Here is a 25,623-nt window from a genome sequence, read left to right on the forward strand (position 1 = left end):
GGGGGGTGCCACGGCCCCGGACGGCAGAAGACCCCGGGACCGTGTGGTCCCGGGGTCTTCGTTCCGGTGGCAGATACTGGATTCGAACCAGTGAAGGCAATGCCAGCTGATTTACAGTCAGCCCCCTTTGGCCGCTCGGGAAATCTGCCGTGCCACCCGGCGGCTGCCGGGCGTCTCGAGGACGACCGCACCGGCCGGGCGAGAGTCGACTGTACAGCATCCCCGCGCCACGCCGCCAATCGGCCCGGGACCGCGTCCGCCGTCCCCGGTAGGCTGGCCCGCAGAGCGCCCGGCGCGGCCCCGCAGTGGCCGTCGTCGACGGGCGCACCCCGTCCGCAGACCCTGAAGGAGAGCACCCGTGGCCAGCGATTCCACGTTCGACGTCGTCAGCAAGGTGGACAGCCAGGAGGTGTCCAACGCCCTGAACCAGGCGCAGAAGGAGATCGCCCAGCGCTACGACTTCAAGGGCGTCGGCGCCGAGATCGACTTCTCCGGCGAGAAGATCCTCATGAGGGCCTCCTCCGAGGAGCGCGTCAAGGCCGTCAAGGACGTGTTCGAGTCCAAGCTCGTCAAGCGCGGCATCTCCCTCAAGTCCCTCGACGCCGGCGCCCCGTTCGCTTCCGGCAAGGAGTACCGCATCGAGGCGACCATGAAGGAGGGCATCGACCAGCCCACCGCGAAGAAGATCACCAAGCTGATCCGCGATGAGGGCCCCAAGTCCGTCAAGGCCCAGATCCAGGGGGACGAGCTGCGCGTGTCCTCCAAGTCCCGCGACGACCTGCAGTCGGTCATCGCGATGCTCAAGGACTTCGAGGACGCGGACCTGCAGTTCGTGAACTTCCGCTGATCCGCACGCCGCCTCCCCTCCGATCCCACCAGGAGTCCCCATGCTGTACCTGATCGACCCTCGCGGGGCCGTGTGGTCCGCCGACACCACGATCGGCCGGGCGCGGGCCCGGGCCCGCGTGGACGGCCGCCCGGTCGACGACCTGAAGTTCGCCAAGGCCGCCATGCTCCTGACCTTCGACGACCATGTGGACCTCGCGCTGCGTCACGGCGTCGCCGCCCCGCGGGGCCTCCTCCTCGACCACGGGTTCGTGGCCCAGGTGCTCGCCCCCGCGAACCTGAAGGCCCAGCGCGCCAACCAGGACGCGATCGCCGAGCAGCTCGCGGTGGTGGAACGTCGCACGGAGGACGTCGGATCGCTGCGCTCCCACCGGCACGCGGCCGCCTACGAGGGCGCGGACCAGAGTCTGGAGCGCCGCATCAAGAAGGCGGAGGAGGCGGCCCGCGAGACGCTCCAGGCGGCCCCGGACGAGGACCTCGTCCGCCACTGGACGCGCCTGGGTGGCGCGGTCCCGGCCACGCTCCAGGCCGGCCGCGACCGCTGACTCGCCGGCCGCCGTCGTCGTGGTGGCTCCCGCGGAGGGCGGCTCAGGCCGCCGCGAGCCAGACGTTTCGGCGGTCTCGCGGCCCGATCTGCAGCAGAATCATCTGGCTCACGGGCAGAAACGTCGGGCTCGGCGCTCCCTGGTGATCCCCGGCGCTCGCTGGCTCGCAGCCTCCCGCCTCGCCACCGCCACGGAACCCCGCGCCTGCTCAGGGCGTGGGGTTCCGGGCGTCGTAGCGCAGGAAGCCGGGCTGCCACCGCATCAGCGCGCTCACGCCGAGCATGCACAGCACACCGCCGGCCAGCAGGGTCGGCCCCTCCCCCAGGACCACGGACGCACCGCCGGTGATCAGCTCGCCCAGGCGCGGCCCGCCCGCCACCACGACGACGAACACGCCCTGCAGCCGGCCGCGCAGGTGGTCCGGGGTCGCGGACTGCAGGATCGAGCCGCGGAAGACGCCGGAGAGCGAGTCCGCGGCCCCGCCCACCGCCATGCACAGCGCGGCGAGGGCGAACGCGAGCGTGAGGCGGGGATCGCCGTCGGGCAGCGACTGTGCCCACCAGACCACGCCGCCGAACGCGGCCACCGCCCCGCCCCACACGAGGATCGAGACGTACACGCCCCAGCCCTGCGCATGCAGGCGGGTGAACGGAGCGGAGAACAGCCCCGCGAGGAACGCGCCCGCCGCCATCGCGGCCAGCAGCACCCCGACGGCGGCCTCACCCCCGCCGAGCACCACGGCGCCGATGGCGGGCAGCAGGGCGCGCGGGAACGCCGTCGTCATGGCCACGATGTCCGCCAGGAAGGTCATCCGCAGGTTCGGTCGCGAGCCGAGGAAGCGCAGGCCCTCGACCACCGAGGCCAGGCCCCCGCGCGTGCCCGAGGCGGCCGCGGCCTCGGCCTGCTGCGGCGGCAGGGACGGCAGCCGCCACACGGCGTACAGGGCGGCCAGGAAGGTGACGACGTCGATCGAGTAGGTCCACGCGTAGCCGACCGCCGCCACGAGCACGCCGCCCAGCACGGGGCCGACCATGAGGGCCACGGAGAACGTCATCATGTTCAGCGCGTTCGCCGCCGGCACGAGCGGCAGGCCCACGAGCGCGGGGATGATCGCGCCGCGGGTGGGCTGGTTGATGCCGGACGCGCCGGAGTGCAGGGCCACGAGGGCGTACAGCACCGGCACCGACTCGAACCCGGCCCAGGCCTGCGCGGCGATGCCGACCGTGGTCAGCCACATGACGGCCGACGAGGTCAGTGCGACGCGGCGGCGGTCGTGCCGGTCCGCGATCGCGCCGCCGTACAGGCCCGCGACCACGAGGGGCACGAGCGCGGCGAGGCCGAGCAGGCCCACCGCGAACGAGGAGCCGGTCAGGGCGAACACCTCGAGGGACACCGCCACGAGCGTGAGCTGCGTGCCCACGTACGCGAGCGTGTTGCCGAGCCACAGCCGCCGGTAGGCGGGTGAGACCCGCAGCGGGGTGATGTCGACGAGGAGGCGGGCCACCCCGGAAGCCTAGCGCCGGGGCGGCCAGGGCCCGCCCCGGATCAGGCGGTCGGGACGGAGGCCCCGTCGCGGGAGATGCGGGTCATCTCCTCCCGGTCCACGACCTTCACCCGCTCCCGCGCCACCGGACCGGCCTCCGTGGCCTGCGCACCCAGGGACTTCTCATGCTCATCCAGAGCATGCCAACCGGCCCACGTGGTGTACGGGACCTCACGGGACTCGAGCAGCTCGATCACCGACTCCTCGGAGGGCTCCTGGGCCGTCCACAGCCCCGGCTCGTCCTCGATCAGATGCTTGATCGTCTCCAGGGAGTCACCCTTGGTGTGCCCGATCAACCCCACCGGGCCCCGCTTGATCCACCCCGAGGCATACAGACCCGGCACCGGGGCGCCGTCCGCATCCAGCACACGACCCTCCGCGTTCGGGATCACCCCGCGCACCTCATCGAACTCCACCCCCTCCACGGGCGAACCGAAATACCCCACGGCCCGGTAGATCGCCTGCACCGGATAGTCCACGGTCTCCCCCGTCGGACGGACCCCACCGGAACCGTCCAACTCCATCCGGCGCATCCGCAGACCGTCCACCCGGCCGTCCCCGTCCTCGTCCAGGAACTCCTCCGGGGCCTGCAGGAAATGCAGGTGCAGCCGACGCGAGGCGCTCTGCTGACGGTCCTCCTGCTCCATGAGCCAGTTCGTCAACGTCCCCACCATCGTGCGGACCTGGTTGTTCTCCTCGATCGCCTTCTCCGAGGCCTCATCGAAGTCGAAGTCCTCCTCGTACAACACGATGTCCACATCCCGGGAATGCGCCAGCTCCCGCAGCTCCAACGGGGTGAACTTCACCTGCGCCGGCCCACGCCGACCGAACACGTGCACATCCGTGACCGGGGAAGCGGCCAGGTCCCGGTACACGTTGTCCGGGATCTCGGTGGGCAACAGATCCTCGGCATGCTTGGACAGGATCCGGGCCACATCCAGGGCCACGTTCCCGTTGCCGATCACCGCCACCTGCGTGGCCTCCAACGGCCAGTGCCGCGGCACATCCGGGTGCCCGTCATACCAGGACGCGAAATCCGCGCCACCGAACGAGCCGGCCAACTCCACCCCCGGCACGTCCAGGACCGCGTCCCGCACAGCCCCGGTGGAGAACACGATCGCATCGTAATGCCGACGCAGATCCGCCAGGCTCAGGTCCGTGCCGTAGTCCACGTTCCCCAGGAAACGGATGTCCCCGCGGTCCATGACCTTGTGCAGCGCGGTCACGATGCCCTTGATGCGCGGATGGTCCGGAGCCACCCCGTAGCGGATCAGACCGAACGGGGCCGGGTACCGGTCGAACAGGTCGATGCTGACACGGAAGTCCCGTTCCTCCTTGGTCAGGATGTCCGCCGTGTACACCCCGGCGGGTCCGGCACCGATGATGGCGATGCGCAACGGGCGGTCAGGGCGAACGGTCACGGTGGGTGGGTCCTTTTCGACGACGGCGGGGCACGCCGGCGGAGCGCGGGGCAAGGCCCGGCACCGGCGCGCGGGATCGACCCCCCAGTCTACCGCCGTGACCGGGAGGAACCTGGGTGAGAGTGCTCACCCGGACCGTACAGTGGTCCGCGTGAGCCCCTCCTCCCCCGCTGTCCGGCCCGGCGTGACCCCCGACGGCGCCGCCCCCGACACCGGCGCCCTGCCCACCGTCTCCCCCGCCCCGGCCGATGACCCGCGTGGGCTGGCCCTCGGCTTCACCGCCTACTTCGTGTGGGGCCTGCTGCCGCTCTACATGGCGGTGCTCGCGCCCGCCGGGGCCCTGGAGATCGTGGTGGTGCGCATCGGCTTCGCCCTGATCTTCTGCCTGCTGCTGCTGACCGTGATGCGCCGCCTGCGCGAGCTGGGGACGGCGCTGGCCACGCCCGGCCGCTGGGGCACCACGGGTCTGGCCGCCGGGATCATCGCGGTGAACTGGCTGCTGTACGCGGTCTCGGTCACCACGGGCAACGTGCTCCAGGCGTCGCTGGGCTACTTCATGAACCCGCTGGTGAATGTCCTGCTCGGCGTGCTCTTCCTCGGGGAGCGGCTGCGGCGGGGCCAGTGGGTGGCCGTCGGGATCGCGGTGGCCGCCGTCGTCGTGATGTCCGCGGCGATGGGGCAGGTGCCGTGGATCGCGCTCGGGCTGGCCACCTCGTTCGGGCTCTACGGCTTCGTGAAGAAGCGCTTCCCCTCCCCCGTGCACGCGGTGACCGCGATGACCGCCGAGACCGTGGTGCTGATCCCCGTGTTCGTGGTGGGCAGCGTGCTGCTGGCGCAGGCCGGGCTGCTCACCACCGTCACCGAGGGGCCCGGCCACTTCTGGCTCATGGCCGGGCTCGGCGTGCTCACCGCCGTTCCGCTCATCCTGTTCTCGGCGGCGGCCCGCTCCCTGACGCTGACCACGCTCGGGATGCTGCAGTACACGGCGCCCATCCTGCAGTTCCTCGTGGCGGTCACGGTCCTCGGCGAGCAGATGCCCGCGGCCCGCTGGGCGGGCTTCGGGCTCATCTGGCTCTCGCTGGCGGTCTTCACCCTCGACCAGCTGAACGCCTCCCGCCTGCAGCGTCGGGCGGTCCGGGCCGGGCAGGGCGCGCACGCCTAGACTGGCGGCATGCCCGCCAAGCCCCCCGCCCCCGTGTACCTCCCGGCCTTCCAGCGGCTCGTCCCGGACCTGCTGGGCGACGCCTGGGCCGAGGACGACGGCCTCGCCCCCGCCGACGTCGACGCCCGGCTGGCCCAGTCCCCCGCGGCGGAGCAGCTCGGCGCCGGGCTCATGATCCCGGCTGCTCTCCGCGAGTTCTACCTCGCCCTGGGCAACTGCGGCGACCTCATGGAGACGGACCACTACGTGTGGGACCCCGAGGACCTCGAGGTGCGGGACGGCTTCCTCATGTTCCTGGAGGACGCGGACGAGACGGTCGTGTGGGGCCTGCCGGTGGACAACCTGGCGCTGCCGGACCCGCTGGTGTGGCGGCGCTCCGCCGGCGCCGACGCGCCCGAGGGCGAGTGGCAGGACGAGGGCGGCACCTTCAGCGAGTTCCTGACGGACCTGCTCGCGTGGACCTTCGAGGACCCCGAGGACGACGGCGAGGGGCTGGACCGGTGACCGCGCCCGCCCCGGTCTCCCACGCCCCGGACGACTACGTCTGCCCGTTCTGCGGGCTCGTGGCCAGCGACGTCTCCGACCCGGGCAACCGCTGCGAGCTCGGGGACACCGTCTACCAGGACGAGGACCTGCTCGTGCTGATCGCCGTGGACGGGTTCGGCGACCACGAGGGCCACGCCATGGTCTGCCCGGCCGAGCACTACGAGAACCTCTACGACCTGCCCCCGCGCGTACTGCAGCGCATCGCCCTGATGGCCCAGCAGGTGGCGCTGGCCATGAAGCGCGCGTGGGCCCCGGACGGGGTCTCCACGCGCCAGCACAACGAGCCCGCCGGCAACCAGCACGTGTGGCACTACCACCTGCACGTGTTCCCCCGCTTCGAGGGGGACATGCTCTACCGGCAGCTGCGCCACCCGGTGGCCCCGGAGGTCCGCGCCGGCAAGGCGCGGGAGCTCGCGGCCGCGCTGGACCCCGCCCCGACCCGCCTGGACTGAGCGGCCTCCCCGGATCGAGGCGGCGACGCCGCCGACCGCGGCGTCAGGCCGAGCGCCCGACCACGTAGTCGGCGAACGCCTCGAGCGCCGCCTTCACGGCGGAGTCCGGCAACGGGTCGAGCGCCTGCTTGGCCTGCTCCGCCCAGCCGCGGGTGATCGCCCACGCCTCGTCGATGGCGGGGTGGCCCGTGAGCGCGGCGACGGCGGCGGCCAGCTGCTCGTCGGTGTCGAGCGGCCCGTCCACGAGCGCGCGCACCCGGCGGGCGTCCTCGGCCTCCGGCCCCTCGCCCTGCGCGGCGCGGGCCAGCAGCAGCGTGGTCAGGGTGGGCACGCGCTCGCGCAGGTCCGTGCCGGGGACCTTGCCGATCCGCTCGGCGTCGCCGGTGAGGTCGATCAGGTCGTCGGCGAGCTGGAAGGCCAGGCCCACCTTCTCGCCGTATGCGCGCATCACCTGGACGGCGGCCTCGTCGGCTCCGCCCAGCAGCGCGCCGAGCATGCCGGCCGCGGCGATCAGCGAGCCGGTCTTGCCGGAGAGCACCGCGTAGTAGTGCTCGATCGGGTCCGCGCCCTCGGCCGGGCCGCGAGTCTCCCACAGCTGGCCCTGCACGAGGCGTTCGAAGGTGTCCGCCTGGATCTGCACGGGCCGCGGGCCCAGCTCGGCCATGAGCTGGGAGGCGCGGGCGAAGATCAGGTCGCCGGCCAGGATCGCCGCCGAGTTGCCCCACAGCCGGTGGGCGGCGGGAGCGCCGCGGCGCACGGGGGCCTCGTCCATCACGTCGTCGTGGTACAGCGTGGCCAGGTGCGTCAGCTCCATCACGACGGCGGCCTGGCGGGCGGGCGCGTCCACGTCGGCGACCTCGCCGGAGGCCAGGGCGGGGTCGCCCAGGAGGGAGGCGAGCACCGTCAGGACCGGACGGACCCGCTTGCCGCCGGCGGCCAGCAGGTGGTGGGCGGCGGTGTCGGAGAACAGGTCGTCGAAGCCGAGGGCAGTGTCCAGCTGCTCCTCGACCTGCTCGAGCGCGGTCAGCACGACCTCCAGGACACGGCCGTGCTCGGCGAGGGGTTCGAAGCCGGAGGGCAGGGCGAAGCCGGGGTCTGCGGTGGTCACCGGGCAAGCCTACCCAACGGCGCGCCGCCCGCGGTCGTCAGCGCGGGGGTGAGCGCCTCGAGCACGCGGACGGCCCGGTCGACGGCGTCGCCGCCCCGCGCGTCCACCGTGTTGCCCATGACCTTCACCGCGGCCCGCAGCAGCGGGGGTGCGGCCATCCCGGCGCCCAGCGCCGCCTTCATCACCCGCGGATCGCCGATCAGGCGGGCGAACCGGGCGCCGAGGGCGAAGTGGCGGCCCCACAGGTGCTGGGTGATCACCGGGTAACGGGACAGGATCGCGTCCGCGGCGCCGTCGGTCCCGGCCGCGTGCGCCTGCACGGCCAGGTCCGCGGCGAGGCGGGCCGCCTCCATCGCGAACCCGATGCCCTCGCCGTTGAACGGGGAGACCATGCCGGCCGCGTCGCCCACCAGGAGCATGCCCGGCACGTGCTGCGGGGTGCGGTTGAACGCCATCGGCAGGGCCGCGCCGAGGATCCGCGAGGTGCGCGTCTGCTCGGCGATCCCCCAGTCCGCGGTGAGCGCCCCGGTCCAGGACTTCAGCAGCCCGCGGTAGTCCAGCTTCCCGAACTGCGGGGAGGTGTCCAGGATGCCCAGGCCCACGTTCACGGTGCCGTCCGCGAGCGGGAACAGCCAGCCGTAGCCGGGCAGCGGGTTGCCCTCGGCATCCGGCAGGCGCAGCCAGGACTCCATCCACTCCCCCCGGTCGCCGGGCGGGGCGGGGATCGCCCCGTCGACGGCGGCGCCGGCGGTGTAATAGGCCCGCACGGCCACGCCCATGGGCCGGTCCTCGCGGCGGTGCAGGCCCGCGGAGACGGCGGCGCGGGCGGAGACGCCGTCGCACGCGAGCACGATCGGCGCGGTGAAGCGGGCGGTCTCCCCGGTCTTGCGGCCGTTCGGCGCGATCAGCTCCGCGTCCAGCCCGACCACGCGTCCGGCCTCGTCCCGCACGACGCCGGTGACGGCGTGCCGCTCGCGGACCTCGGCGCCGCGGGTGCGCGCCAGGTCCGCCAGGAGGGCGTCGAAATCGCGGCGGGTGCGCGTGAGCGCGTAGTCCGGCCAGGTCTGGGTGGGCGCCCACGGCACGTCCACGCTGCGCTCGCCCGCGCGCAGCCGCAGGCCGCGGATGACGCGCCAGCCGCCGTCGTCGCCGGGCTCGCCCCGGTGGGGCACGCCGAGCAGCTGCAGCTCCCGGACCGCCTGCGGGGTCAGGCCGTCGCCGCAGACCTTCTCACGCGGGTGCGCGGTCTTCTCGAGCACCACCACGTCCAGCCCCGCCGCGGCGAGGTGGGCGGCGGCGGTGGCGCCGGCGGGGCCGCAGCCGGAGATCAGCACGTCGGCGCGGCGCACGACGGCGGAGGTCGAGTCGGGCGCGGGCGACGTCGGCGTGTCGGTCACTGGGGGGCCTCCTCGGCGGCGAGCTCGGCGGTGGGCGGGGCGGGGGCCGGGCCGGCGTCCGGCGCGGGGTCCGGGACGGGGCACGCGGGCGGGAACGTGGCACGCACCGCCGCGGCCAGGGCGGCGGCGACGCGCGGGCGGTCGGCGCGGTCGCAGCGGACCTCGAGCAGACGCCGGCCGCGCACCGGGTCGGACAGGGCCCGGACGAGGTCGACGCGGTCGGTGACCCGCGTGTGCGGGACACCGTACGCGGCGGCCAGGGCGGCCAGGTCCACGCCGTGCGGGGTGCCGAAGAGCCGCTCGACCGGGTCCGCCATGCCGGGTGCCTCGGCCACGGCCCCGTGTTCGAGGCTCGCGAAGATCGCCCCGCCGTTGTCGTTGAGCACCACGAGGTCGAGGTCCGGCTCGGTCTCGGTGGGGCCCACGAGCAGGCCGCCCGCCTCGTGCAGGGCGGTGAGGTCGCCGAGCAGGGCCACGGTCCGCCGTCCGCGCGCCAGTGCGACGCCCGCGGCCGTGGAGACGGTCCCGTCGATCCCGGCGAGCCCGCGGTTGGCGTACACCTCCGCGTCCGGCGCCGAGGGGGGCCGCCAGGTCAGGTCCACGTCCCGGATCACCGAGGACGAGCCCAGCACGAGCGGGCCCCGGACCATGGCGGCGCTCACGTGCGCCACCGTCTGCGGGCTGAGCCGGTCGCCGGCGTCGGTGGTGACGAGCACGTCCTCCACGGCGGCCTGGGCGCGCATCGAGGCGTGCTGCCACGCGGCGAGCCAGCCGGGCTCGCCCTGCCCGGCGAAGGCGGCGAGCTCCTCGAGGGTCTCCACGGGCGTCTCCCGGCGCCGGCCCGGCTCGAACCACGGTGCGGGCTCGGGGGCGTGCAGGGCCGTGGCGACGTCGGGGCGGGCCAGCAGGGCGTTGACCGTCCGGGTGAGCGTGGGCCGGCCGAACAGCACGACCCGTTGGATGCGGGCGGCCAGGGGGTGTGCGTCCGCGTCGCGCCCGCCGGCCGCGCCCAGCAGGAGCGGGTACGCGGCGATGGCGTTGGCGGAGAACCGCGCGTTCGAGGACGGCTCGGCCAGCAGGGGCAGGCCCAGGGACAGCGCGAAGGCCGCAGCCACGGGGCCGGCGCCGTGGCAGGCCAGCACGACGGTGCGCCGCTGGTCCAGGCGGGCGACGTCCAGCTCGGGCAGCCCCGAGAGCACCGCCCCGGGCGCCCGGTAGGCCGACGCGGCGGCGGCCGGGCTCGCGCCGGTCGGGGCGACGGCCGGAGCAGGGGTGTGCGGCGCCGCGGCGGCGGCGCCCATGGCGGCCGCCTCCTCAGGGCTCGGCACGAGCGGGTCGCGGAAGTGCAGGTTCAGGTGGACGGGTCCGGCCGGGGCCTCGGCCATCGTCACCGGACCGGGCGCGCCGTCGTCGGAATCGGTCTCGGCGACGACCCCCTCGGCCGCCAGCAGGGCCCGGCGCACGGTGGCCCGCACATGGCGCAGATGCTGCTCGGTGTCCACGCCGTCGGCCGCGTCGCAGCCGAGGGAGGCGGCATGGCGGACGTGCGTGCCGAACACGTCCCTCTGGTCCGTGGTCTGGTTCGCGCCGGTGCCGTGCAGCTCGGGCGGACGATCCGCGGTCAGCGCGATCACGCGCGTGCCGGCGTGGAAGGACTCCATCAGGGCGGGCACCAGGTTCCCGACGGCGGTGCCCGAGGTGGTCAGCACGCCCACCGGGCGCCCCGAGGCCAGCGAGAGCCCGTGGGCGAGGAAGCCGGCCGAACGCTCGTCCACCCGCACGTGCAGGCGGACCTGGCCGGCGTGCTCGAGGGCCGCGAGCGCGTAGGCCAGCGGGGCGGAGCGGGAGCCGGGGCAGACCACCGCGTCCCGCATGCCGGCGTCGATCAGGGCGGTGGCGACGGCGCGCGCCACGGAGAGGGAGTCGACGGAGGTCATGGTGGCCACCAGTCTAGGCCCGGGCGCGGGCGGGCCCCGGACGCGGCGAGGCCGCCACGGTGACGCGGTGGCGCCGGCCGTGACGGCCTCGTCGAGGGTCCTCGCGGAGGCGGGGGTCAGCCCTTCGGGCCCTTGCCGTTGCCGTTGCCCTTGCCGTTGCCGTTGCCGTTGCCCTTGCCCTTGTTGCCCTTCTCCTTGCCGGCGCCCTTGCCGACGCCGTTGTTCCCGGTGGCGTTGAACACCTGGACGACGCTCGGACGCGGGGCCGCGACCTTGTCGCCCACCTGGACCGGGCCGGTCGGGCTCAGGAAGTCCGGGAAGTAGGAGGTGTGCGCGCCCCAGGTGCCGTCCTCGCCCGGGTGCTGGACGTTGACGAACACGGAGTTGTCGCGGTCGTGGATCACGGGGCCGCAGGTCTCGGCGTCGCGGGGGACGGCGAGGAACTGCTGGACGCGGCCGCGCTCGGCGCCGTCGAGGGTGACCTTGTGCAGCGCGTCGGCGTAGCCGATGGTGCCGGGCTGGCCGTCGGTGGAGATCCAGAGGTTGCCCTCGGAGTCGAACGCCAGGTTGTCCGGGCAGGAGATCGGGGAGACCTTCTCCTTCGGGTAGCCGGCGAAGTAGGCCGAGGAGGAGACCGCCGGGTCGCCGGCGAGCAGCAGGATGACCCAGGTGAAGGTGGTGGAGGTGTGATCCCCGCCCCGCTCGGTGATCTCGATGACGTGGCCGTCGCGGTTGCCGATGACCGGGTTGGCCTCGTCCACGGCGGTGCGCTTGGTGTTGTTGGTCAGGGCCGCGTAGACCTTGCCGGTGACCGGGTTGGTCTCGACGTCCTCCGGACGGTCCATCTTGGTGGCGCCCATCTTGTCTGCCGCGAGGCGGGTGTAGACGAGGACCTCGGCCAGGGACATGCCCGGGACGAAGGACGTCTTCTCGTCGGCCAGGGCGATCCACTCGCCGGAGCCGTCGAAGGCCCCGTCCGAGGGCAGGGTGCCCCTGCCGTCGATCTGGGCGGCCGGGGAGTCGCCGGAGAACTTGGCCACGTAGAGGGTGCCCTTGTCCATCAGGCGCATGTTGTGCTTCTTGTCGCCCTCGCGGACCTTCTCGGCCGAGACGAACTTGTACAGGTAGTCGTGGCGCTCGTCGTCGCCGGAGTAGACCACGGCGTGGCCGGACGGGGAGATCACGGCGGTGCCGGCCTCGTGCTTGAAGCGGCCCAGGAGGGTGTGCTTCACGGGCGTGGAGGTCGGGTCCTCGGGGTCGATCTCGACGACCCAGCCGAAGCGGTTGGCCTCGTTCTCGTAGCCGGGCTTGGTCAGGTCGAAGCGGTCGTGGACCTTCTCCCAGCCACGGCGGGTGGCGGAGGTGGAGATGCCGTAGCGCTTCTCCTCGGCGGTGCCGCGGCCCTTGAAGTACTGGTTGAAGTTCTCCTCGCCGGAGAGCACGGTGCCCCACGGGGTGGTGCCGCCGGCGCAGTTGTTCAGGGTGCCCAGCACGCGGGTGCCGGTCGGGTCCTCGACGGTCGTGAGCAGCGCGTGGCCGGCGGCCGGGCCGCGGACCTCGAACTCGGTGGTGCCGGTGATGCGGCGGTTGCGGCGGCCACCGCGGACGTACTCCCACTGGGCGCCGCGCTTGGCGCACTTGAGCTCCACGATGGACAGGCCGTGGGCCTGGAGGCCGACGTTGACGACGTCCTCGAAGTTCGAGGCGATGTACTCCGGGGAGAACATGATGTTCTCGTTGGTGTACTCGTGGTTGGAGACGAGGTAGCCGGAGCGGTCGTTGCCGCCGTCGGTGATGATGTTCAGGTAGTCGTTGTTGTAGCCGAACTGGGCGGCCTGCGACGCACCGGTCTGGTGCTCGATGTCGAACTCCGGGGAGTCGGCGAACAGCGGGTCGCCCCAGCGGATCACGGTGCCCCAGTCGTAGCCCTCCGGCACGGTCATGGTGTCGACGGTGCGGGTCACCGGCGCGATGGGCTCGAAGGGGAGCTTGCCGCCGCCGGTCGGGCGCCGGCCGTTGTCCGCGAGCGCCTCGGGGGCCTGGGCCACCTGGGAGCCGATGACGACGGCGGCGGCGAGGCCGGTGCCGCCGACCAGGGCGGAGCGGCGCGAGATGGCGGTCTCCGCGATCTGCTGGAAGGTCGGGTTCGCCGAGGTGTTGGGCACCGGGTGGGCGCACGCGTTGCCGCACTTGAGCTCGCACGTGACGGCGGAGCGGTTGCCACGGGTGTGGCCGGCCATGGGGAGGAGGCGCTTCAGCATGACGGGGTCCTTCGCGTCGTGGGGATGGTTCGGGCTCCGGTGCCGGGCCGGAGGCGACCCCGGGGGTGAGACCGGCCGGGGCCGCCATCACCTTGGCCCCTCGCTCCGAGCGGCGAGCCACACCCAGGTGGCCGCGAGTTGAACTCTTCCCGGCCGCCGGATTTCGTCCCGTCGACGTGCTGTAATCCGGCTCACATGCCCCGCGCCGACGGGGACAGGGCGGGCCCGTCAGCCCTGCGCGGCCAGCACCGCGTGGGCCGCGCGCACGCGGTCGGCCCACCACGCCTGCCGCGTCCCGTCCGCCCGGATGCGGTCGAGCAGCTCCGGGTCGGGGGCGGGGGCCCGCTCCCCCGGCGCCGGGAGGGCCCCCGCGCGTGGGCGCCAGGCCGGGGCGACGACGTCGTGCTCGAAGAGGGCCGCGGTGCCGAGCCCGCACGCGTGCGGCAGGGACGGCAGGCAGGCGGCGAGCGCGGCGCCGCCGGCGATGCCCACGGAGGTGTCCAGCGCGGAGGAGACCACCGCGGGCAGCCCCGCGGCCGCCACGATCGCCGCGGCGCGGCGCACGCCCCCGAGCGGCTGGACCTTCACCACGATCAGGTCCGCGGCCCCGGCGGCCGCGACGGCGAGCGGGTCCTCGGCCTTGCGGACCGCCTCGTCCGCGGCGATCGGGGTGGGGACGCCCCGGGCGCGCAGCTCCGCGCGGACCTCCGCGAGGTCGGTGATGCCGGGCACGGGCTGCTCGGCGTACTCGAGGCCGACGTCGGCCAGCTCGGTGAGCACGTCGACGGCTTCGGCGGGCGTCCAGCCGGCATTGGCGTCGACGCGGACCTGCGCGTGGGGCAGCAGCGCGCGCACGCGCCGCACGCGGGCCAGGTCGGCCTCGCGGCCGCCGGGGACGAGACCGCCCTCGGGTCCGTGCTCGGCCACCTTGACCTTGACCGCGGTGATGCCGTCGCCGTAGCGGGCCAGGACGGCCTCGACGTCGTCCGCGTCCACCGCGGGCACGGTGGCGTTGACGGGGATGGTCTCGCGGACCGGGGCGGGCCAGCCCTGCCAGCCGGCCTCGATCGCGGCGGCGAGCCACGCGGCGCTCTCGTGTGGACCGTACTCCGGGAACGGGGAGAACTCGCCCCAGCCCGCCGGGCCGCGCAGCAGCAGGGCGTGGCGGAGGTCCGTGCCGCGGAACCGCACGCGCATCGGCACGGCGACCGCGACGGCGTCGGCCAGCAGCTCCTCGACGCTCGGCAGGGCGGGACCGCCCGGCGCGCCGGGCAGCGGGGGCAGGGCGGGGGCGGTGCTCATGCGGCCAGTGTAGGAAGGGCGCTCGGCTCCCGTTCCGACGGGCGCCGGCGGGGTGGGACTGTCTGTGTCGGCGCCGACGCTCAGACGGCGCCGAGGTAGCCGAGGGCACGGGCCAGGTCCACGGCGCGGTCGTGGGCGCCGAGCACCCCCTCCAGGCCGGCGACGACGGCGGCCGTCACCTCCTCGGTGAGGTGCCAGTCGGCGGTGAACGGGTCGTCGAAGCGCGCCCACGCCGTGCCCACGGCCGCGAGCGCGCGGGTCATCTCGGTGAGGTCGCGGAAGACCGGTCGCGGCTCGTCCAGGCGGTCCTCCCAGCCCTCGTCTCCCGGGGCCATGAGCACCTGGCCGGTGGAGGCCGCGTGGATGAACGGGTCGGCGCCCTGCTTGGCCACCACGGTCCAGTCGTCGTTCCAGTCCACCAGCAGCGCACCGGTTCGGGGGTTCCACCGGTAGCCGGCCTGCTCGTCCCACAGGCGGTCCAGCGGGAAGAACATCACGGGCAGGCCGAGGGTGTCGATCTCCAGCCACTCCGGTCCCACGTAGCGGTAGAAGTCGGCCAGGTCCGGGGCGAGGGGCTCCTCGGCGGCCCACTCGATGGGCTCCTGCCGGCTCAGCCGGCCGAAGGGGGCCAGGGCGTCCCGGGCGGCCAGCAGGTCCTCGGCCGAGAGACGGGGCCGGGCGCCCGGCTCGACGCCCGGGCCGTGAGCCGAGCCGGTGGAGTCGCGGAGGGCCGGGCGATGTCCGTGGGCGGGGGGCACGCGGGTCATGGCCCCAGGCTAGGCAGGCGGCTCAGGGGCGCGGAGGACGGGACGGCGACGGGGGCGTGACCGTCCGATGAAGCCTGCATGACGGCTGCGCGTCCGACACAATGGAACCCATGCCCCCCACCGCCCGCGCCCCCCGCCGCCTCCCCTCGTGGACGTGGTGGCTGGCGCTGGCCGCGTGCGTGGCCGGCGTCGTGCTGGTCTACGCCGCCCTGGTGTGGTCCTCCGCCGGCCAGGTGCTCGAGTACCAGGTGTTCCGCGCCGTCGAGGAGCGCTACGCGGACACCGTGCCGGACGTGACCTCCCAGGTGGTGCGGATCCTGCCGCTCGCGTTGGCGGTCGGCATGGCGCTGGCCTCGCTCGGCGCGCTCGCCGTGGCCCGGTGGCGGCGGCGGGGGCTGCTCGCCCTCCTCGTGCTGGCCGGGTCCAACCTCACCACGCAGCTGCTCAAGGCGGCGCTTCCGCGGCCCGAGCACGCCGACGGGGTCCCGTGGTCCGGCGGCAACTCACTGCCCTCGGGCCACATGACGCTCGCGACGGGCGCCGCGGTGGCCGCGCTGCTGCTCGTGCCCGCCCGGTGGCGACCTCTCACCACCGTCCTCGGCGCCGTGGTGAGCTCCTGCACCGGCGCCGTCGCCTACACGGAGGCCTGGCACCGGCCGTCGGACATGGCCGCCGCGGCGCTCGTGTCCGCCGCCTGGGGCCTGCTCGCCGTGCCGTTCGCCCGGTACGACGGCGCACCGCGGCCCGCACCGCGCGGCGCCCGCGGCGTGGAGGCCACGCTCTGGTCCCTGGGCGTCGCGGGCCTGGCGGCCGGGCTGACGCTGCTGGCCCTCACCCTCGACACCCCCGCGACCAGCGGCGCAGGCCCCCACCCGGCGGCCGAGCCGGCCGGGATCCTGCTCAGCGCCTCCCCCGCGGTCCTGCTGTGGGGCGCGCTCGGCACGGCCTTTCGCCGCGGCCGCGCGGACTGACCCCTCCCCGCACGCTCACCGCACCCCCACCACGCGACGAGCCCTGCGATGTGGCGGCCATCCGCGAGGTATGGCCGCCACATCGCAGGGCTCGTCCGGGGTCGGGGCGGGCGGGGATCGTCCGGATCAGATCCGGGCGAGGGCCGCCGTCGGGTCGTGGAGGCAGTCCGCCACGAACGTGAGGAACGCGCTCGCGGTGGCGCCGTCGGTGACGCGGTGGTCGAAGGTCACGGTCATCTCGGTGACCTTGCGGACCACGATCTCCCCGTCCACGACCCACGGGCGGTCGATGATCCGGCCGATGCCGAGCATCCCGACCTCGGGCACGTTGATGATCGGCGTGGCGCCGTCCGTGCCCAGCGGGCCGTAGTTGTTCAGCGTGAACGTGCCGCGGGTGAGCTCGGCCGGGGCGGCCCGGCCCGCGCGGGCGCGGCTGACGGTGTCGTTGACCGCGGCGGTGAGCTCGTCCGCGGACAGCTTCTCCGCGTGCTCGACGGACGGCACCATGAGGCCGCGGTCGGTCTGCACGGCCAGGCCGAGGTGGACGCCGTCGACCTCCACAATCTCGTCCTTGCCGTCCGCCCCCGCCTCGATGCGCGCGTTCATCACCGGGTACCGGCGCAGGCCGGCCAGGGTGAAGCGGGCGATCAGGCCGAGCAGCGAGGGCGCGTTCTCCGAGTCTTTCGCCTTGAGCGAGGCCCGCAGCTCGAGCAGGGCGGTGACGTCCACGTCCAGCCACGCCGTGACCTCCGGGACCTCGCGGCGCGAGCGGGAGAGCTGGTCCGCGATCACCTTGCGCACCCCCGAGATCGGGGTGCGGGCGACGACGGCCAGGCCGGTCCGCCCGTCCACGGCGCCCGGCTGCGCGGCGGCCTCGGCCGCCGGGACGGCTGCGACCAACGGGGCCTGGGCCGGGGCGGCCTGCGGGGCGGAGCCCTCGGCCGCGGCGAGCACGTCGGCGCGGGTGATCAGGCCGTCCGGGCCCGTGCCGGTCAGCGCGGCCACGTCCACGCCCTTCTCGCGGGCGAGCTTGCGGACGATCGGGGAGGTCACGCGCGGGGCGCCGGCCCCGGCCGTGGGGGCCGGTGTCGGGCGGGCGGCGCCGCGGCCGCGCTTGGACGGACGGCTGCGGGAGGTGGCCCTGTGGCCGGAGGTGCCGTAGCCGATGAGCACGGCGCCGGAGGCCTCGTCGTCGGAGCCGGCGACGTCGCCGTCGCCGCCGCGGGCCTTGTCCGGCTTCGGCTGGACGCCGGCCATCTCCTCCTCGCGGTAGCTCAGCGCGCCGGGGCGGGCGGCCTCGGCAGCGGCCGCACCGGTGGCCGGCGGGACGGCCAGGGCCTCGGTGCCGGCGGCGGGCGCGGAGCCCTCACCGGACTCGCCGGCCGCGCCGATGGTGATCAGCGGGCTGCCGACGTCCATGGTCTCGCCCTCGGCGCCGTGCAGGGTCAGCACGGTGCCGGCGTACGGGCTCGGCACCTCGACGAGGGCCTTGGCGGTCTCGACCTCGACCATGGGCTGGTCGACGGCCACGGTGTCGCCCTCGGCGACGAGCCAGCGGACGATGTCGGCCTCGGTCAGGCCTTCGCCCAGGTCGGGCAGCAGGAAGGTGTTGCTCATGCGCGGGCCTCCTCGGCGTCCAGGTCCCAGTTCAGGTCGTCGATCGCGTCCAGGATGCGGTCGATGTTCGGCAGGTGGTGCTCCTCGAGCTTCGGCGCGGGGAACGGGATGTCGAAGCCGGTCACGCGGCCCACGGGCGCCGCCAGCGAGTGGAAGCAGCGCTGTTGGATCCGGGCCACCAGCTCGGAGGCCACGGACGCGAAGCCCTGCGGCTCGGCGACGACGACGGCGCGGCCGGTCTTGGCGACCGAGGCGGCCATCGTGTCCTCGTCCAGCGGGTTCACGGTGCGCAGGTCCACGACCTCCACCGAGAGCCCCTCCTCCGCGGCCGCGTGGGCGGCGGCGAGGCAGGTGGGCACGGAGGGGCCGTAGGAGACGAGGGTGACGTCCGTGCCCTCGCGGACGACGGCGGCGCGCGCCCAGGCCTCGCCGTGCTCCTTCTTGTCCTCGACGCGGGCCCAGCCCTCCTCGAACTCGGCGCGCAGCTGGTCGAGGTCGAGCTCGGCCTTGGTCCAGTACATCTTCTTGGGCTCCATGAAGACCACCGGGTCGTCCAGGCGGATGGCCGAGCGCAGCATCATGTACGCGTCCTTCACCGAGGCCGGGGTGTACACCTTCAGGCCCGGGGTGTGCGCGTAGTAGGACTCGGAGGAGTCGCAGTGGTGCTCCACGCCGCCGATGCCGCCGCCGTAGGGGATGCGGATGGTGATCGGCATGGGCGTGGCGCCCTTGGTGCGGTTGCGCATCTTGGCCACGTGCGAGGCGATCTGCTCGAAGGCCGGGTACGCGAACGCGTCGAACTGCATCTCGATCACGGGGCGGGCGCCGCCGAGGGCCATGCCCACGGCCATGCCCGCGATGCCGGACTCGGCCAGCGGGGTGTCGAAGCAGCGCTCCTCGCCGAAGCGCGCGGTCAGCCCGTCCGTGATGCGGAAGACGCCGCCGAGGGTGCCGACGTCCTCGCCGAACACCACCACCATGTCGTCGGCGGCCATCTCGTCGGCCAGCGCCGCGTTGAGCGCGGCGGCGAAGGTCAGGGTCGCCATGCTCAGGCCTCCTGGTTCTCGGAACGGGACAGCTCCTCGGCCAGCTGCGCGCGCTGGGCGGCGAGCTGCGGGGTCTGCACGGAGTAGACGTGGTCGAACAGCTCGAGCGGATCGAGCTCCGTCTCGGCGTTCATGGCGTCGCGCAGCTGCTGCGCGACGTCCTCGGCGTCGCGGGCGATCTGGGCCGAGACCTCCTCGGTGAGGGCGCCGGTGGACTCGAGGTAGGCGGTCATGCGGCGCAGCGGGTCGCGCGCCTCCCACTCCTTCACCTCGGCGTCGTCGCGGTAGCGCGAGGGGTCGTCCGTGTTGGTGTGCGCCTGCATGCGGTAGGTGTCCGCCTCCACGAGGAAGGGGCCCTGGCCCTGCCGGCACAGCTCCACGGCGCGGCCCAGCACGGCCAGCAGGGCGCCGAGGTCGTTGCCGTCCACGCGCTCGCCGGCCAGGCCGTAGCCCACGGCCTTGTGGGCCAGGGACGGGGCGGCCGACTGCTTGGCGAACGGCACGGAGATGGCGAACTTGTTGTTCTGCACGAAGAAGATCACCGGCAGCTTGAACACGGCCGCGAAGTTCAGCGCCTCGTGGAAGTCGCCCTCGGAGGTGCCGCCGTCGCCGACCATGGCCAGGCACACGACCTCCTCGCCGCGCAGACGGGCGGCCTTGGCCATCCCGACGGCGTGCAGCATCTGGGTGGTCAGGGGCGTGGACTGGATGGAGACGTGGTGCTTCTGGGGGTCGTAGCCCTGATGCCAGGTGCCCTGGTAGGCCACCATCACCTCGAGCGGCGGGACGCCGCGGGCGATCACGGCCACGGTGTCGCGGTAGGTCGGGAACAGCCAGTCGTCCTCGCCCAGGCAGACGGCGGCGGCGACCTCGGAGGCCTCCTGGCCGTGCGAGGACGGATAGACGGCCATGCGGCCCTGGCGCACCAGGGCGTAGGCCTGGTCGTTGACGCGGCGGCCGATGACGAGGTGGCGGTAGGCGGCCAGCAGCTCCTCGTCGGAGGGCAGGGGATACTCGTGGCCGGGCTCGGTGCCCTGCTCCTCCGGGGCCAGCAGCGTGCCGTCCTCGCCGATCAGCTGGATGCGGCGGGCGGCGGGGAGCAGGTACTCCTCGAGGGAGATGCCGAAGGCGGCGCCGGCGTTCGGGCGGGTCTCGGCCTCGTCGGTCCGGGCGGCCCCGGGCACGGCGGGGGTGGGGTCACTCATGGCGGGTCCTCTCGATCTGTGGCCTTCAGTGTGCCCAAGAGGGTCAATGTGTCGCTCGCCCGCCCGGGATCACGAGACGATCCGGGGCAAACCAGGCACTCCATCAGACGAACTGCTATGGTGACTCGTGCCACGTAGACGGTCCGCCGCCGCGTGGCCGACCCCGTCCGCCCCGCCCCAGGAGGAGCCATGGCCGCCGAGCCGCTGGACCGCGTGGACCGCGCGATCGTCCGCGAACTGACGCAGGACGGGCGGATGTCCGTCGCGGCCCTGGCCGAGCGCGTGCACATCTCCCGCGCGCACTGCTACTCGCGCCTGAACCGCCTGCAGGACGCGGGCGTGATCACAGGCTTCACCGTGCGGGTCGACCCCGTCAAGGTCGGCTTCGGGGCCTCCGCCCACGTGACCATGAAGCTGCGTCAGCACGACTGGCGGGAGCTGCGCGCCACGCTCCTGGCCATCCCCGAGGTCTCCCACGTCTCCCTCGTGGGCGGGAACATGGACGTGATCCTGCTGGTCCGCGCGCGGGACACCGCCGACCTGCGCCGCGTGATCTTCGACGAACTGCAGACCCTGCCGAGCGTCGTCGACACGCAGACGTACATGGTGTTCGACGACCAGGCCTCCGGGCAGACCATCCCCCCGGACGAGACCGCCGACTGAGCCGACGGCCCGGCGCCCCGGTCAGCGGGAGCGCACGACGACGGCCGGCGGGTCCGCCACGGCCCCCGGCCCGCGCGGCAGCACCGCGGCGAACACGACCGCTCCGAGACCGCAGACGACCGCGAGGGAGCCGACGCCGACGGCCAGCCCGGCCGCGGCGGTCACCCCGGAGAGCAGCAGCGGCCCGGCGAGCATCCCCGCGTCGGACATCGAGCGCCACAGGCCGAGGAACTGGGCGCGCGCGTTCGGCGGCGAGTGGTCCGCCCCGAGGGTCATCACGATCCCCGCGCCGAAGCCGTTGCCGATGCCCAGCAGCACCGCCGCCGCCGCGAACGCCGTCGGCTCCCGGGTGAGGCTGACGGTGAGGAACCCCGCCCCCAGCAGGGTCAGGCACGGCACCGCCACGGCGCGCCGGCCGAAGCGGTCCATGAGCCGGCCCGAGGGGTAGAAGAGCAGCAGGTCCGCCGCGCCGGCCAGGCCGAAGACGAGCGACGCCGTCGCCGCGTCCAGGCCCAGGTGTGTGGCCCACAGCGGGATGACGGCGTTGCGCGCCGCGCGGGCGGCGGAGACGGCCACGACACCGAAGCCGGCCGTGAGCAACGCTCCGCGCCGGGCGCGCGCCACGTCCAGCAGGCGGGGTCGGCCGGCCGGGGCGGAGTCCTCCCCCGCCGCCGGACCGGACGCCGGCACCGGCAGATCCCGGATCCGCAGGCACAGCAGGGCGCCGACGGCCATGGCCGCGGCCGCCGCGGCGAACGCGCCGTCCAGCCCGAGCGGGGCCTGCGCGGCGGCGCCCAGGAACGGGCCCAGGAAGGTCCCGATCCGCACGGTCCCGCCGAGCGTGGACATCGCGCGGGCCCGGTGCGTGGCCGGCACCGCCACCGCCAGGTACGCCTGGCGGGCCAGGTTGAACCCGGCCCCGGCCATGCCCACGGCGAGCACCGCGGCCAGGAACAGCGCCAGCCGCCCCGGCTCGGCCACCCCCGCCGCCGACGGCCCGGAGGACACCCCGGCCGTCGTCGCCCAGGCCAGGCCCGCGCCCGCCGTGCCGAGCACCGCGGAGACGACCATGGTGACCCGCTCACCCGCCCGGGCCGCGAGCGCCGAGGCCGGCCCGTTGGCCACGAGCGAGCCGAGCCCCACCAGCAGCACGACGGCGGCCGCCCGCGCCGCGTCCAGGCCGAGGGCCAGCGCCGCCACCGCGAGCGCGGGCGTCATCGCGCCCAGGCCGACGGCGTAGACGGTGGAGGGGGCGTAGATCTGCACGGCGTCGCGCAGCGCCTCCCGGGTGCGGGCGGCGGAGGCGGAGCGGGGACGCATGCCCGCGAGCGTAGCGGGACTGCACGCGCGCCATCGTCGGGGGACCGGGTCACTACGCTGGTGCCATGGCCTCCCGCACCGCCTCTCCGCCGCCCTCGCCCGCCCCGTCCCCCGCCGCTCCCCGCGGCGCCCTGGACCGGTACTTCCGCATCACCGAGCGCGGCTCGTCGGTGGGCCAGGAGTTCCGCGGCGGCCTCGCCACGTTCCTGGCGATGAGCTACATCGTGGTGCTGAACCCGCTGATCCTGTCCGGGCCCGACTCGGCCGGGAACACCCTGGGCATCCCCGCCGTGGCCGCCGTGACCGCGCTCGTGGCGGGCGTCATGACCATCGTCATGGGCGTGTGGGCGCGGCACCCGTTCGCGGTGGCCGCGGGCCTGGGCGTCTCCGCGTTCGTCTCCATCACCATCGCCACGACACCGGGACTCACCTGGCCCCAGCTGATGGGCCTCGTCACCCTCGCCGGTCTCGTGATGCTGCTGCTCGTGGTGACCGGCTTCCGACGCGCCGTGTTCGACGCGGTCCCGGAGTCGCTGAAGTCCGGCATCGTGGTGGGCATCGGCCTGTTCATCGCGCTGATCGGCCTCGTCAACGCCGGGTTCGTGCGGCGGCTGCCGGACGCCGCCGACACCACGGTCCCGGTGGGCCTGGGCACGGGCGGCGAGCTCGAGGGCTGGCCCGTGCTGGTCTTCGTCGTCGGGCTGCTGCTGACCGCGGTCCTCGTGATCCGCAAGGTGCGCGGCGCCATCCTGATCGGCATCGTCGTGGCGACGATCCTCGCCAACGTGCTGGAGGCCGTGTTCCACATCGGCCCCTCCGTGGACGCCGACGGGAACGCCGTGCCCACCGGCTGGTCCCTGATCGCCCCCTCCCTGCCCGAGTGGACCGCCCCGGACCTGCACCTGCTCGGCAGCGTGGACCTGTTCGGCGCCTTCACCTCCGTGGGCGGGCTGATGGCCTCCCTGCTCGTGTTCGCGATCCTGCTCTCCGTGTTCTTCGACGCGATGGGCGTCTCCGTGGGCCTGGCCCGCGAGGCCGGCACCGTGAACCCGGACGGCTCCATCCCCGACCTGAACCGGGTGCTCGCCGCGGACGCGCTCGCGGTCGCCGTGGGCGGCGCCGCCTCCGGCTCGGCGCACCAGATCTTCGTGGAGTCCGGCACCGGCATCGGCGAGGGCGCCCGGACCGGCCTGGCCTCCGTGTTCACCGGCCTGTTCTTCCTCGCGGCCGTGTTCCTCTCCCCGCTCATCCACCTCGTGCCGTTCGAGGCCGTGGCCCCCGCGCTCGTGGTGGTCGGGTTCATGATGTGCCAGCACGTGGTGCAGATCGACTGGTCCGACCCGGGCGCGGCCTTCCCCGCGTTCCTCACGTTCATCCTCATGCCGTTCACCTACTCGATCGTCAACGGCATCGGCGCCGGCGTGGTGGCCTACGCGGTGATCCGCACCGGCCAGGGCCGCGGCCGCGAGGTGCACCCGCTGCTGTGGTTCGTGGCGCTCGCGTTCGTCGCGTACTTCGGGCTCGGCGTGGTCCGGGCGGCCCTCGGCCTGAACTGACCCGCGACCCCCGGCGGCGGCGCACCGGACCGGTGCGCCGCCGTCGTCGTGTGCGGCGCGGGGTGTCGTCAGCGCCGGAAGGCGGCGGACCGCTGCGCGAACTCGGCCGAGCGGATCAGCTCCACCTGGTCCCGCGCCTCACGCTCGAGCGCGCGCCCCACGACCTCCGCGTCGGCCGCGTTGAGGGCGGCCTTGGCCAGCGCGACCGCACGGCGGGGACGCTCGGCCACCGCGTCGGCGAGGGCGTGGGCGACGCCGGCGAGGTCCGGCCCGGGGACCACGCGGGAGAACAGCCCCGCGGCCCGAGCCTCCTCCGCCCCGAGGCGCCGCCCCGTCAGGGCCATCTCCGCGGCCAGCGCCCGGCCGACGGCCCGCGCGATGGTGACGGAGCTGCCGCCGTCCGGCACCAGGCCGATGCCCGTGAACGGCAGCAGGAGGTACGCGTCGTCGGCGGCGACCGCGAGGTCGGCGGCGGCCGCCAGGGCCGCGCCGTAGCCCACGGCCGGACCGTTGACGGCCGCGATGACCGGCACGTCCACCGCCCGGATCGTCTCGACGACACGGTTGGCCGCGCGCATCGTCGCCTCCGGATCGAGGTCGTCCCGGAGATCGGCTCCCGCGCAGAAGGCCCGTCCTCGGCCGGTGAGGATGACGGCGCGGATCGCCGGGTCCCGACCGGCCTCCCCCAGCGCGGTGTGCAGCGCCTCCATGGCGGTCGGCGTGACGGCGTTGAGCCGATCCGGGCCGTCCAGGGTCAGGACGAGGGCGGTGTCGTGACGTTCGGTGGCCACCCTGGTGCCGGTCATGCCCGCCTCCCGGCCGTGGCCTCGGACCGCATCTCGAGGTAGGCCGCCATCTCCATGGTCAGCACCTCCTTGCCCTCCTGGTTGAGGGCGCGCACGTCGAACACCACGAGTCCGCGGCGCCACTCTGGCTCCAGCCGCACGTCGATGACGCGGCTGTGTCCGGAGAGGACGTCCCCCGGGCGCACCGGCCGCCGGAACCGCAGGCGGTCGATGCCCTGCCCGGCGATCACGTTCCAGTGCTCGCGGCGTCCCAGCACCTGGAGGCGCTGGAGGATCGCCAGGGTGTGGAGGCCGCTGGCGATCAGGCCTCCGTAGCGGCCCCCCGTCTCGGCGTGCCCGGGGTCGATGTGGATGTCCTGCGGGTCCCAGTGGGATGCGAACGCGATGACCTCCTGCTCCGTCACCTCGTACGTGCCGAGGTCGCATTCCTCGCCCACGGTGAAGTCCTCTGCGTGCCGCCCGTCTGTCGCCTGGGCCGTCATGCCCGGCCTCCTCTCGCTGTTTCGTCTTCCGCCGCCTGGACACGGACGACCACCGCCGGCCGGGCGGCGTCGCGGTCGACCGCGTCGACGATCCGGTCCACCAGCGGCTCGAAGAAGAGCTCGCCGAGCATGCGCATGATCATCGACACCACCTGCGGCACCTCGTCCCGCCGGCCGCTGATGAGCCCCGCGGCACGCAGCTGGCGCACCTGCTCACGGGCGAGCGCCGTGAGCTTCTCCACGAGCTGGGAGTCGGCGGCCGGCTCGCCCAGCAGCACATGGCGCCGGACGTACTCGAGGACGTCGGGACGGGCCCGGAGCATCTCAGCCACCGCGGCGTCCCGACGGAGGGTCACGTCTCGAGCCGTCCCCTCCGCGGGGACGGACGCGATCGCGGCCGCGAAATCGTCGGCGACCGCGGCGTCCACCTCCCGATGCAGCCCGGCCTTGGAGCCGTAGTGATGCGTGATCAGGCCGACGGTCACGGACGCCTCCTCGGCGATGGCACGCATCGAGGTCCCCTCGACGCCGTGATGCGCGAAGAGCCGGAGGGCGGCGTGTCGGATGCGGGCCTTGCCCGTGAGGTCCGATGCCGGGGCGTCCATCCCCGCCCCTCCGGGACCGTTCCGTGCGTCGATCGTCACCGTTGCTCCTCTCTCGAGCCCCGCGA

Annotated in this window: 23 protein-coding genes and 1 tRNA gene; 8 read left to right on the forward strand and 16 right to left on the reverse strand. The window is 74.3% G+C overall.

Annotated features, from left to right (window positions below; all coding sequences use genetic code 11):
* Positions 1 to 67: 67 nt before the first annotated feature.
* A tRNA-Tyr gene (locus tag B1A86_RS08805) sits at positions 68 to 149 on the reverse strand.
* 209 nt (positions 150 to 358) lie between these two features.
* Between B1A86_RS08805 and B1A86_RS08810 the strand changes: the two genes are divergently transcribed.
* Both B1A86_RS08810 and B1A86_RS08815 read left to right on the forward strand, forming a co-directional pair.
* Positions 359 to 847: a YajQ family cyclic di-GMP-binding protein gene (locus tag B1A86_RS08810; RefSeq protein WP_036383893.1), complete on the forward strand. Its 489-nt coding sequence runs from the start codon at positions 359 to 361 to the stop codon at positions 845 to 847.
* A 40-nt stretch (positions 848 to 887) separates the two neighbouring features.
* On the forward strand, positions 888 to 1,391 hold the full coding sequence (locus tag B1A86_RS08815) for a hypothetical protein (protein ID WP_036383920.1): 504 nt from the start codon (positions 888 to 890) through the stop codon (positions 1,389 to 1,391).
* Positions 1,392 to 1,599: 208 nt separating this feature from the next.
* Here B1A86_RS08815 and B1A86_RS08820 read toward each other — a convergent pair whose 3' ends face one another.
* Complete coding sequence (locus tag B1A86_RS08820; protein ID WP_078025949.1) at positions 1,600 to 2,895, reverse strand: MFS transporter; 1,296 nt, start codon at positions 2,893 to 2,895, stop codon at positions 1,600 to 1,602.
* Positions 2,896 to 2,936: 41 nt separating this feature from the next.
* Positions 2,937 to 4,355: an FAD-dependent oxidoreductase gene (locus B1A86_RS08825; RefSeq protein WP_036317798.1), complete on the reverse strand. Its 1,419-nt coding sequence runs from the start codon at positions 4,353 to 4,355 to the stop codon at positions 2,937 to 2,939.
* 142 nt (positions 4,356 to 4,497) lie between these two features.
* Here B1A86_RS08825 and rarD point away from each other — a divergent pair, with 142 nt between their 5' ends.
* The 3 genes from rarD to B1A86_RS08840 are packed head-to-tail and all read left to right on the forward strand — an operon-like array spanning position 4,498 to position 6,515.
* A complete protein-coding gene (rarD, locus tag B1A86_RS08830) occupies positions 4,498 to 5,517 on the forward strand; it encodes an EamA family transporter RarD (RefSeq protein ID WP_044659539.1) in 1,020 nt (339 codons plus the stop codon).
* Between the two features lie 9 nt (positions 5,518 to 5,526).
* A complete protein-coding gene (locus B1A86_RS08835) occupies positions 5,527 to 6,021 on the forward strand; it encodes a hypothetical protein (protein WP_063189755.1) in 495 nt (164 codons plus the stop codon).
* Complete coding sequence (locus tag B1A86_RS08840; protein WP_070709449.1) at positions 6,018 to 6,515, forward strand: HIT family protein; 498 nt, start codon at positions 6,018 to 6,020, stop codon at positions 6,513 to 6,515. The genes B1A86_RS08835 and B1A86_RS08840 overlap by 4 nt, the downstream gene beginning before the upstream one ends.
* A 43-nt stretch (positions 6,516 to 6,558) precedes the next feature.
* Here B1A86_RS08840 and B1A86_RS08845 read toward each other — a convergent pair whose 3' ends face one another.
* The 6 genes from B1A86_RS08845 to B1A86_RS08870 all read right to left on the reverse strand — a co-directional run bounded on the left by B1A86_RS08845 (position 6,559) and on the right by B1A86_RS08870 (position 15,287).
* Positions 6,559 to 7,623 (reverse strand): polyprenyl synthetase family protein, encoded by a 1,065-nt coding sequence (locus B1A86_RS08845; protein ID WP_063189759.1) that lies wholly within the window; start codon positions 7,621 to 7,623, stop codon positions 6,559 to 6,561.
* Positions 7,620 to 9,020, reverse strand: a complete 1,401-nt coding sequence (locus B1A86_RS08850) for a geranylgeranyl reductase family protein (RefSeq protein ID WP_078025950.1) — start codon at positions 9,018 to 9,020, stop codon at positions 7,620 to 7,622. The genes B1A86_RS08845 and B1A86_RS08850 overlap by 4 nt, the downstream gene beginning before the upstream one ends.
* Positions 9,017 to 10,957, reverse strand: a complete 1,941-nt coding sequence (menD, locus tag B1A86_RS08855; protein ID WP_136939915.1) for a 2-succinyl-5-enolpyruvyl-6-hydroxy-3-cyclohexene-1-carboxylic-acid synthase — start codon at positions 10,955 to 10,957, stop codon at positions 9,017 to 9,019. Before menD ends, B1A86_RS08850 begins: the two co-directional genes overlap by 4 nt.
* A 116-nt stretch (positions 10,958 to 11,073) precedes the next feature.
* Positions 11,074 to 13,218: a PhoX family phosphatase gene (locus B1A86_RS08860; RefSeq protein WP_078025951.1), complete on the reverse strand. Its 2,145-nt coding sequence runs from the start codon at positions 13,216 to 13,218 to the stop codon at positions 11,074 to 11,076.
* A 228-nt stretch (positions 13,219 to 13,446) separates the two neighbouring features.
* On the reverse strand, positions 13,447 to 14,520 hold the full coding sequence (locus B1A86_RS08865) for an o-succinylbenzoate synthase (protein WP_078025952.1): 1,074 nt from the start codon (positions 14,518 to 14,520) through the stop codon (positions 13,447 to 13,449).
* An 80-nt stretch (positions 14,521 to 14,600) separates the two neighbouring features.
* Entirely contained in the window at positions 14,601 to 15,287 is a 687-nt protein-coding gene (locus tag B1A86_RS08870; protein WP_078025953.1) for a hypothetical protein, read from the reverse strand.
* Between the two features lie 110 nt (positions 15,288 to 15,397).
* Between B1A86_RS08870 and B1A86_RS08875 the strand changes: the two genes are divergently transcribed.
* The gene (locus B1A86_RS08875; RefSeq protein WP_069941765.1) at positions 15,398 to 16,258 is read left to right on the forward strand and encodes a phosphatase PAP2 family protein; all 861 of its coding nucleotides are present in this window, start codon (positions 15,398 to 15,400) and stop codon (positions 16,256 to 16,258) included.
* A 126-nt stretch (positions 16,259 to 16,384) separates the two neighbouring features.
* Here the strand turns inward: B1A86_RS08875 and B1A86_RS08880 are convergent, their stop codons facing one another.
* The 3 genes from B1A86_RS08880 to B1A86_RS08890 are packed head-to-tail and all read right to left on the reverse strand — an operon-like array spanning position 16,385 to position 20,126.
* Positions 16,385 to 17,875, reverse strand: a complete 1,491-nt coding sequence (locus B1A86_RS08880; protein ID WP_036316711.1) for a dihydrolipoamide acetyltransferase family protein — start codon at positions 17,873 to 17,875, stop codon at positions 16,385 to 16,387.
* On the reverse strand, positions 17,872 to 18,921 hold the full coding sequence (locus B1A86_RS08885; protein WP_036316710.1) for an alpha-ketoacid dehydrogenase subunit beta: 1,050 nt from the start codon (positions 18,919 to 18,921) through the stop codon (positions 17,872 to 17,874). Before B1A86_RS08885 ends, B1A86_RS08880 begins: the two co-directional genes overlap by 4 nt.
* Before the next feature lie 2 nt (positions 18,922 to 18,923).
* The gene (locus tag B1A86_RS08890; RefSeq protein ID WP_036316708.1) at positions 18,924 to 20,126 is read right to left on the reverse strand and encodes a thiamine pyrophosphate-dependent enzyme; all 1,203 of its coding nucleotides are present in this window, start codon (positions 20,124 to 20,126) and stop codon (positions 18,924 to 18,926) included.
* A 189-nt stretch (positions 20,127 to 20,315) separates the two neighbouring features.
* On the opposite strand from B1A86_RS08890, the gene B1A86_RS08895 reads away from it, so the two are divergent.
* On the forward strand, positions 20,316 to 20,789 hold the full coding sequence (locus B1A86_RS08895; protein WP_036316705.1) for an Lrp/AsnC family transcriptional regulator: 474 nt from the start codon (positions 20,316 to 20,318) through the stop codon (positions 20,787 to 20,789).
* Positions 20,790 to 20,810: 21 nt separating this feature from the next.
* Here the strand turns inward: B1A86_RS08895 and B1A86_RS08900 are convergent, their stop codons facing one another.
* Positions 20,811 to 22,109, reverse strand: coding sequence for an MFS transporter (locus B1A86_RS08900; protein ID WP_063189994.1), 1,299 nt, complete (start codon positions 22,107 to 22,109; stop codon positions 20,811 to 20,813).
* Between the two features lie 65 nt (positions 22,110 to 22,174).
* On the opposite strand from B1A86_RS08900, the gene B1A86_RS08905 reads away from it, so the two are divergent.
* The gene (locus B1A86_RS08905) at positions 22,175 to 23,665 is read left to right on the forward strand and encodes an NCS2 family permease (protein ID WP_063189992.1); all 1,491 of its coding nucleotides are present in this window, start codon (positions 22,175 to 22,177) and stop codon (positions 23,663 to 23,665) included.
* Between the two features lie 68 nt (positions 23,666 to 23,733).
* Here B1A86_RS08905 and B1A86_RS08910 read toward each other — a convergent pair whose 3' ends face one another.
* From B1A86_RS08910 to B1A86_RS08920, 3 genes are read right to left on the reverse strand one after another with little or no spacing between them, the layout of a single operon-like run.
* Entirely contained in the window at positions 23,734 to 24,471 is a 738-nt protein-coding gene (locus B1A86_RS08910; protein WP_063189990.1) for an enoyl-CoA hydratase-related protein, read from the reverse strand.
* Positions 24,468 to 24,953 carry a MaoC/PaaZ C-terminal domain-containing protein gene (locus B1A86_RS08915; RefSeq protein WP_063189988.1) on the reverse strand — a complete coding sequence of 162 codons (486 nt, stop codon included), beginning with the start codon at positions 24,951 to 24,953 and terminating at the stop codon, positions 24,468 to 24,470. Before B1A86_RS08915 ends, B1A86_RS08910 begins: the two co-directional genes overlap by 4 nt.
* Positions 24,950 to 25,558, reverse strand: a complete 609-nt coding sequence (locus B1A86_RS08920; protein ID WP_063189986.1) for a TetR/AcrR family transcriptional regulator — start codon at positions 25,556 to 25,558, stop codon at positions 24,950 to 24,952. Before B1A86_RS08920 ends, B1A86_RS08915 begins: the two co-directional genes overlap by 4 nt.
* Between the last annotated feature and the right edge of the window lie 65 nt (positions 25,559 to 25,623).

This window comes from Micrococcus sp. KBS0714 (assembly GCF_002008305.4).
In the GTDB taxonomy this organism is placed as follows: Bacteria; Actinomycetota; Actinomycetes; order Actinomycetales; family Micrococcaceae; genus Micrococcus; species Micrococcus luteus.

Bases quoted from the DNA above. Each gene is read 5' to 3' on its own strand.
- B1A86_RS08910 (WP_063189990.1), bottom strand. From the start codon at position 24,471: ATGACCGGCACCAGGGTGGCCACCGAACGTCACGACACCGCCCTCGTC.
- B1A86_RS08900 (WP_063189994.1), bottom strand. From the start codon at position 22,109: ATGCGTCCCCGCTCCGCCTCCGCCGCCCGCACCCGGGAGGCGCTGCGC.
- B1A86_RS08915 (WP_063189988.1), bottom strand. From the start codon at position 24,953: ATGACGGCCCAGGCGACAGACGGGCGGCACGCAGAGGACTTCACCGTG.
- B1A86_RS08920 (WP_063189986.1), bottom strand. From the start codon at position 25,558: ATGGACGCCCCGGCATCGGACCTCACGGGCAAGGCCCGCATCCGACAC.
- B1A86_RS08815 (WP_036383920.1), top strand. From the start codon at position 888: ATGCTGTACCTGATCGACCCTCGCGGGGCCGTGTGGTCCGCCGACACC.
- B1A86_RS08860 (WP_078025951.1), bottom strand. From the start codon at position 13,218: ATGCTGAAGCGCCTCCTCCCCATGGCCGGCCACACCCGTGGCAACCGC.
- B1A86_RS08865 (WP_078025952.1), bottom strand. From the start codon at position 14,520: ATGAGCACCGCCCCCGCCCTGCCCCCGCTGCCCGGCGCGCCGGGCGGT.
- B1A86_RS08880 (WP_036316711.1), bottom strand. From the start codon at position 17,875: ATGAGCAACACCTTCCTGCTGCCCGACCTGGGCGAAGGCCTGACCGAG.
- B1A86_RS08905 (WP_063189992.1), top strand. From the start codon at position 22,175: ATGGCCTCCCGCACCGCCTCTCCGCCGCCCTCGCCCGCCCCGTCCCCC.
- B1A86_RS08895 (WP_036316705.1), top strand. From the start codon at position 20,316: ATGGCCGCCGAGCCGCTGGACCGCGTGGACCGCGCGATCGTCCGCGAA.
- B1A86_RS08835 (WP_063189755.1), top strand. From the start codon at position 5,527: ATGCCCGCCAAGCCCCCCGCCCCCGTGTACCTCCCGGCCTTCCAGCGG.
- B1A86_RS08875 (WP_069941765.1), top strand. From the start codon at position 15,398: ATGCCCCCCACCGCCCGCGCCCCCCGCCGCCTCCCCTCGTGGACGTGG.
- menD (WP_136939915.1), bottom strand. From the start codon at position 10,957: ATGACCTCCGTCGACTCCCTCTCCGTGGCGCGCGCCGTCGCCACCGCC.
- B1A86_RS08885 (WP_036316710.1), bottom strand. From the start codon at position 18,921: ATGGCGACCCTGACCTTCGCCGCCGCGCTCAACGCGGCGCTGGCCGAC.
- B1A86_RS08890 (WP_036316708.1), bottom strand. From the start codon at position 20,126: ATGAGTGACCCCACCCCCGCCGTGCCCGGGGCCGCCCGGACCGACGAG.
- B1A86_RS08870 (WP_078025953.1), bottom strand. From the start codon at position 15,287: ATGACCCGCGTGCCCCCCGCCCACGGACATCGCCCGGCCCTCCGCGAC.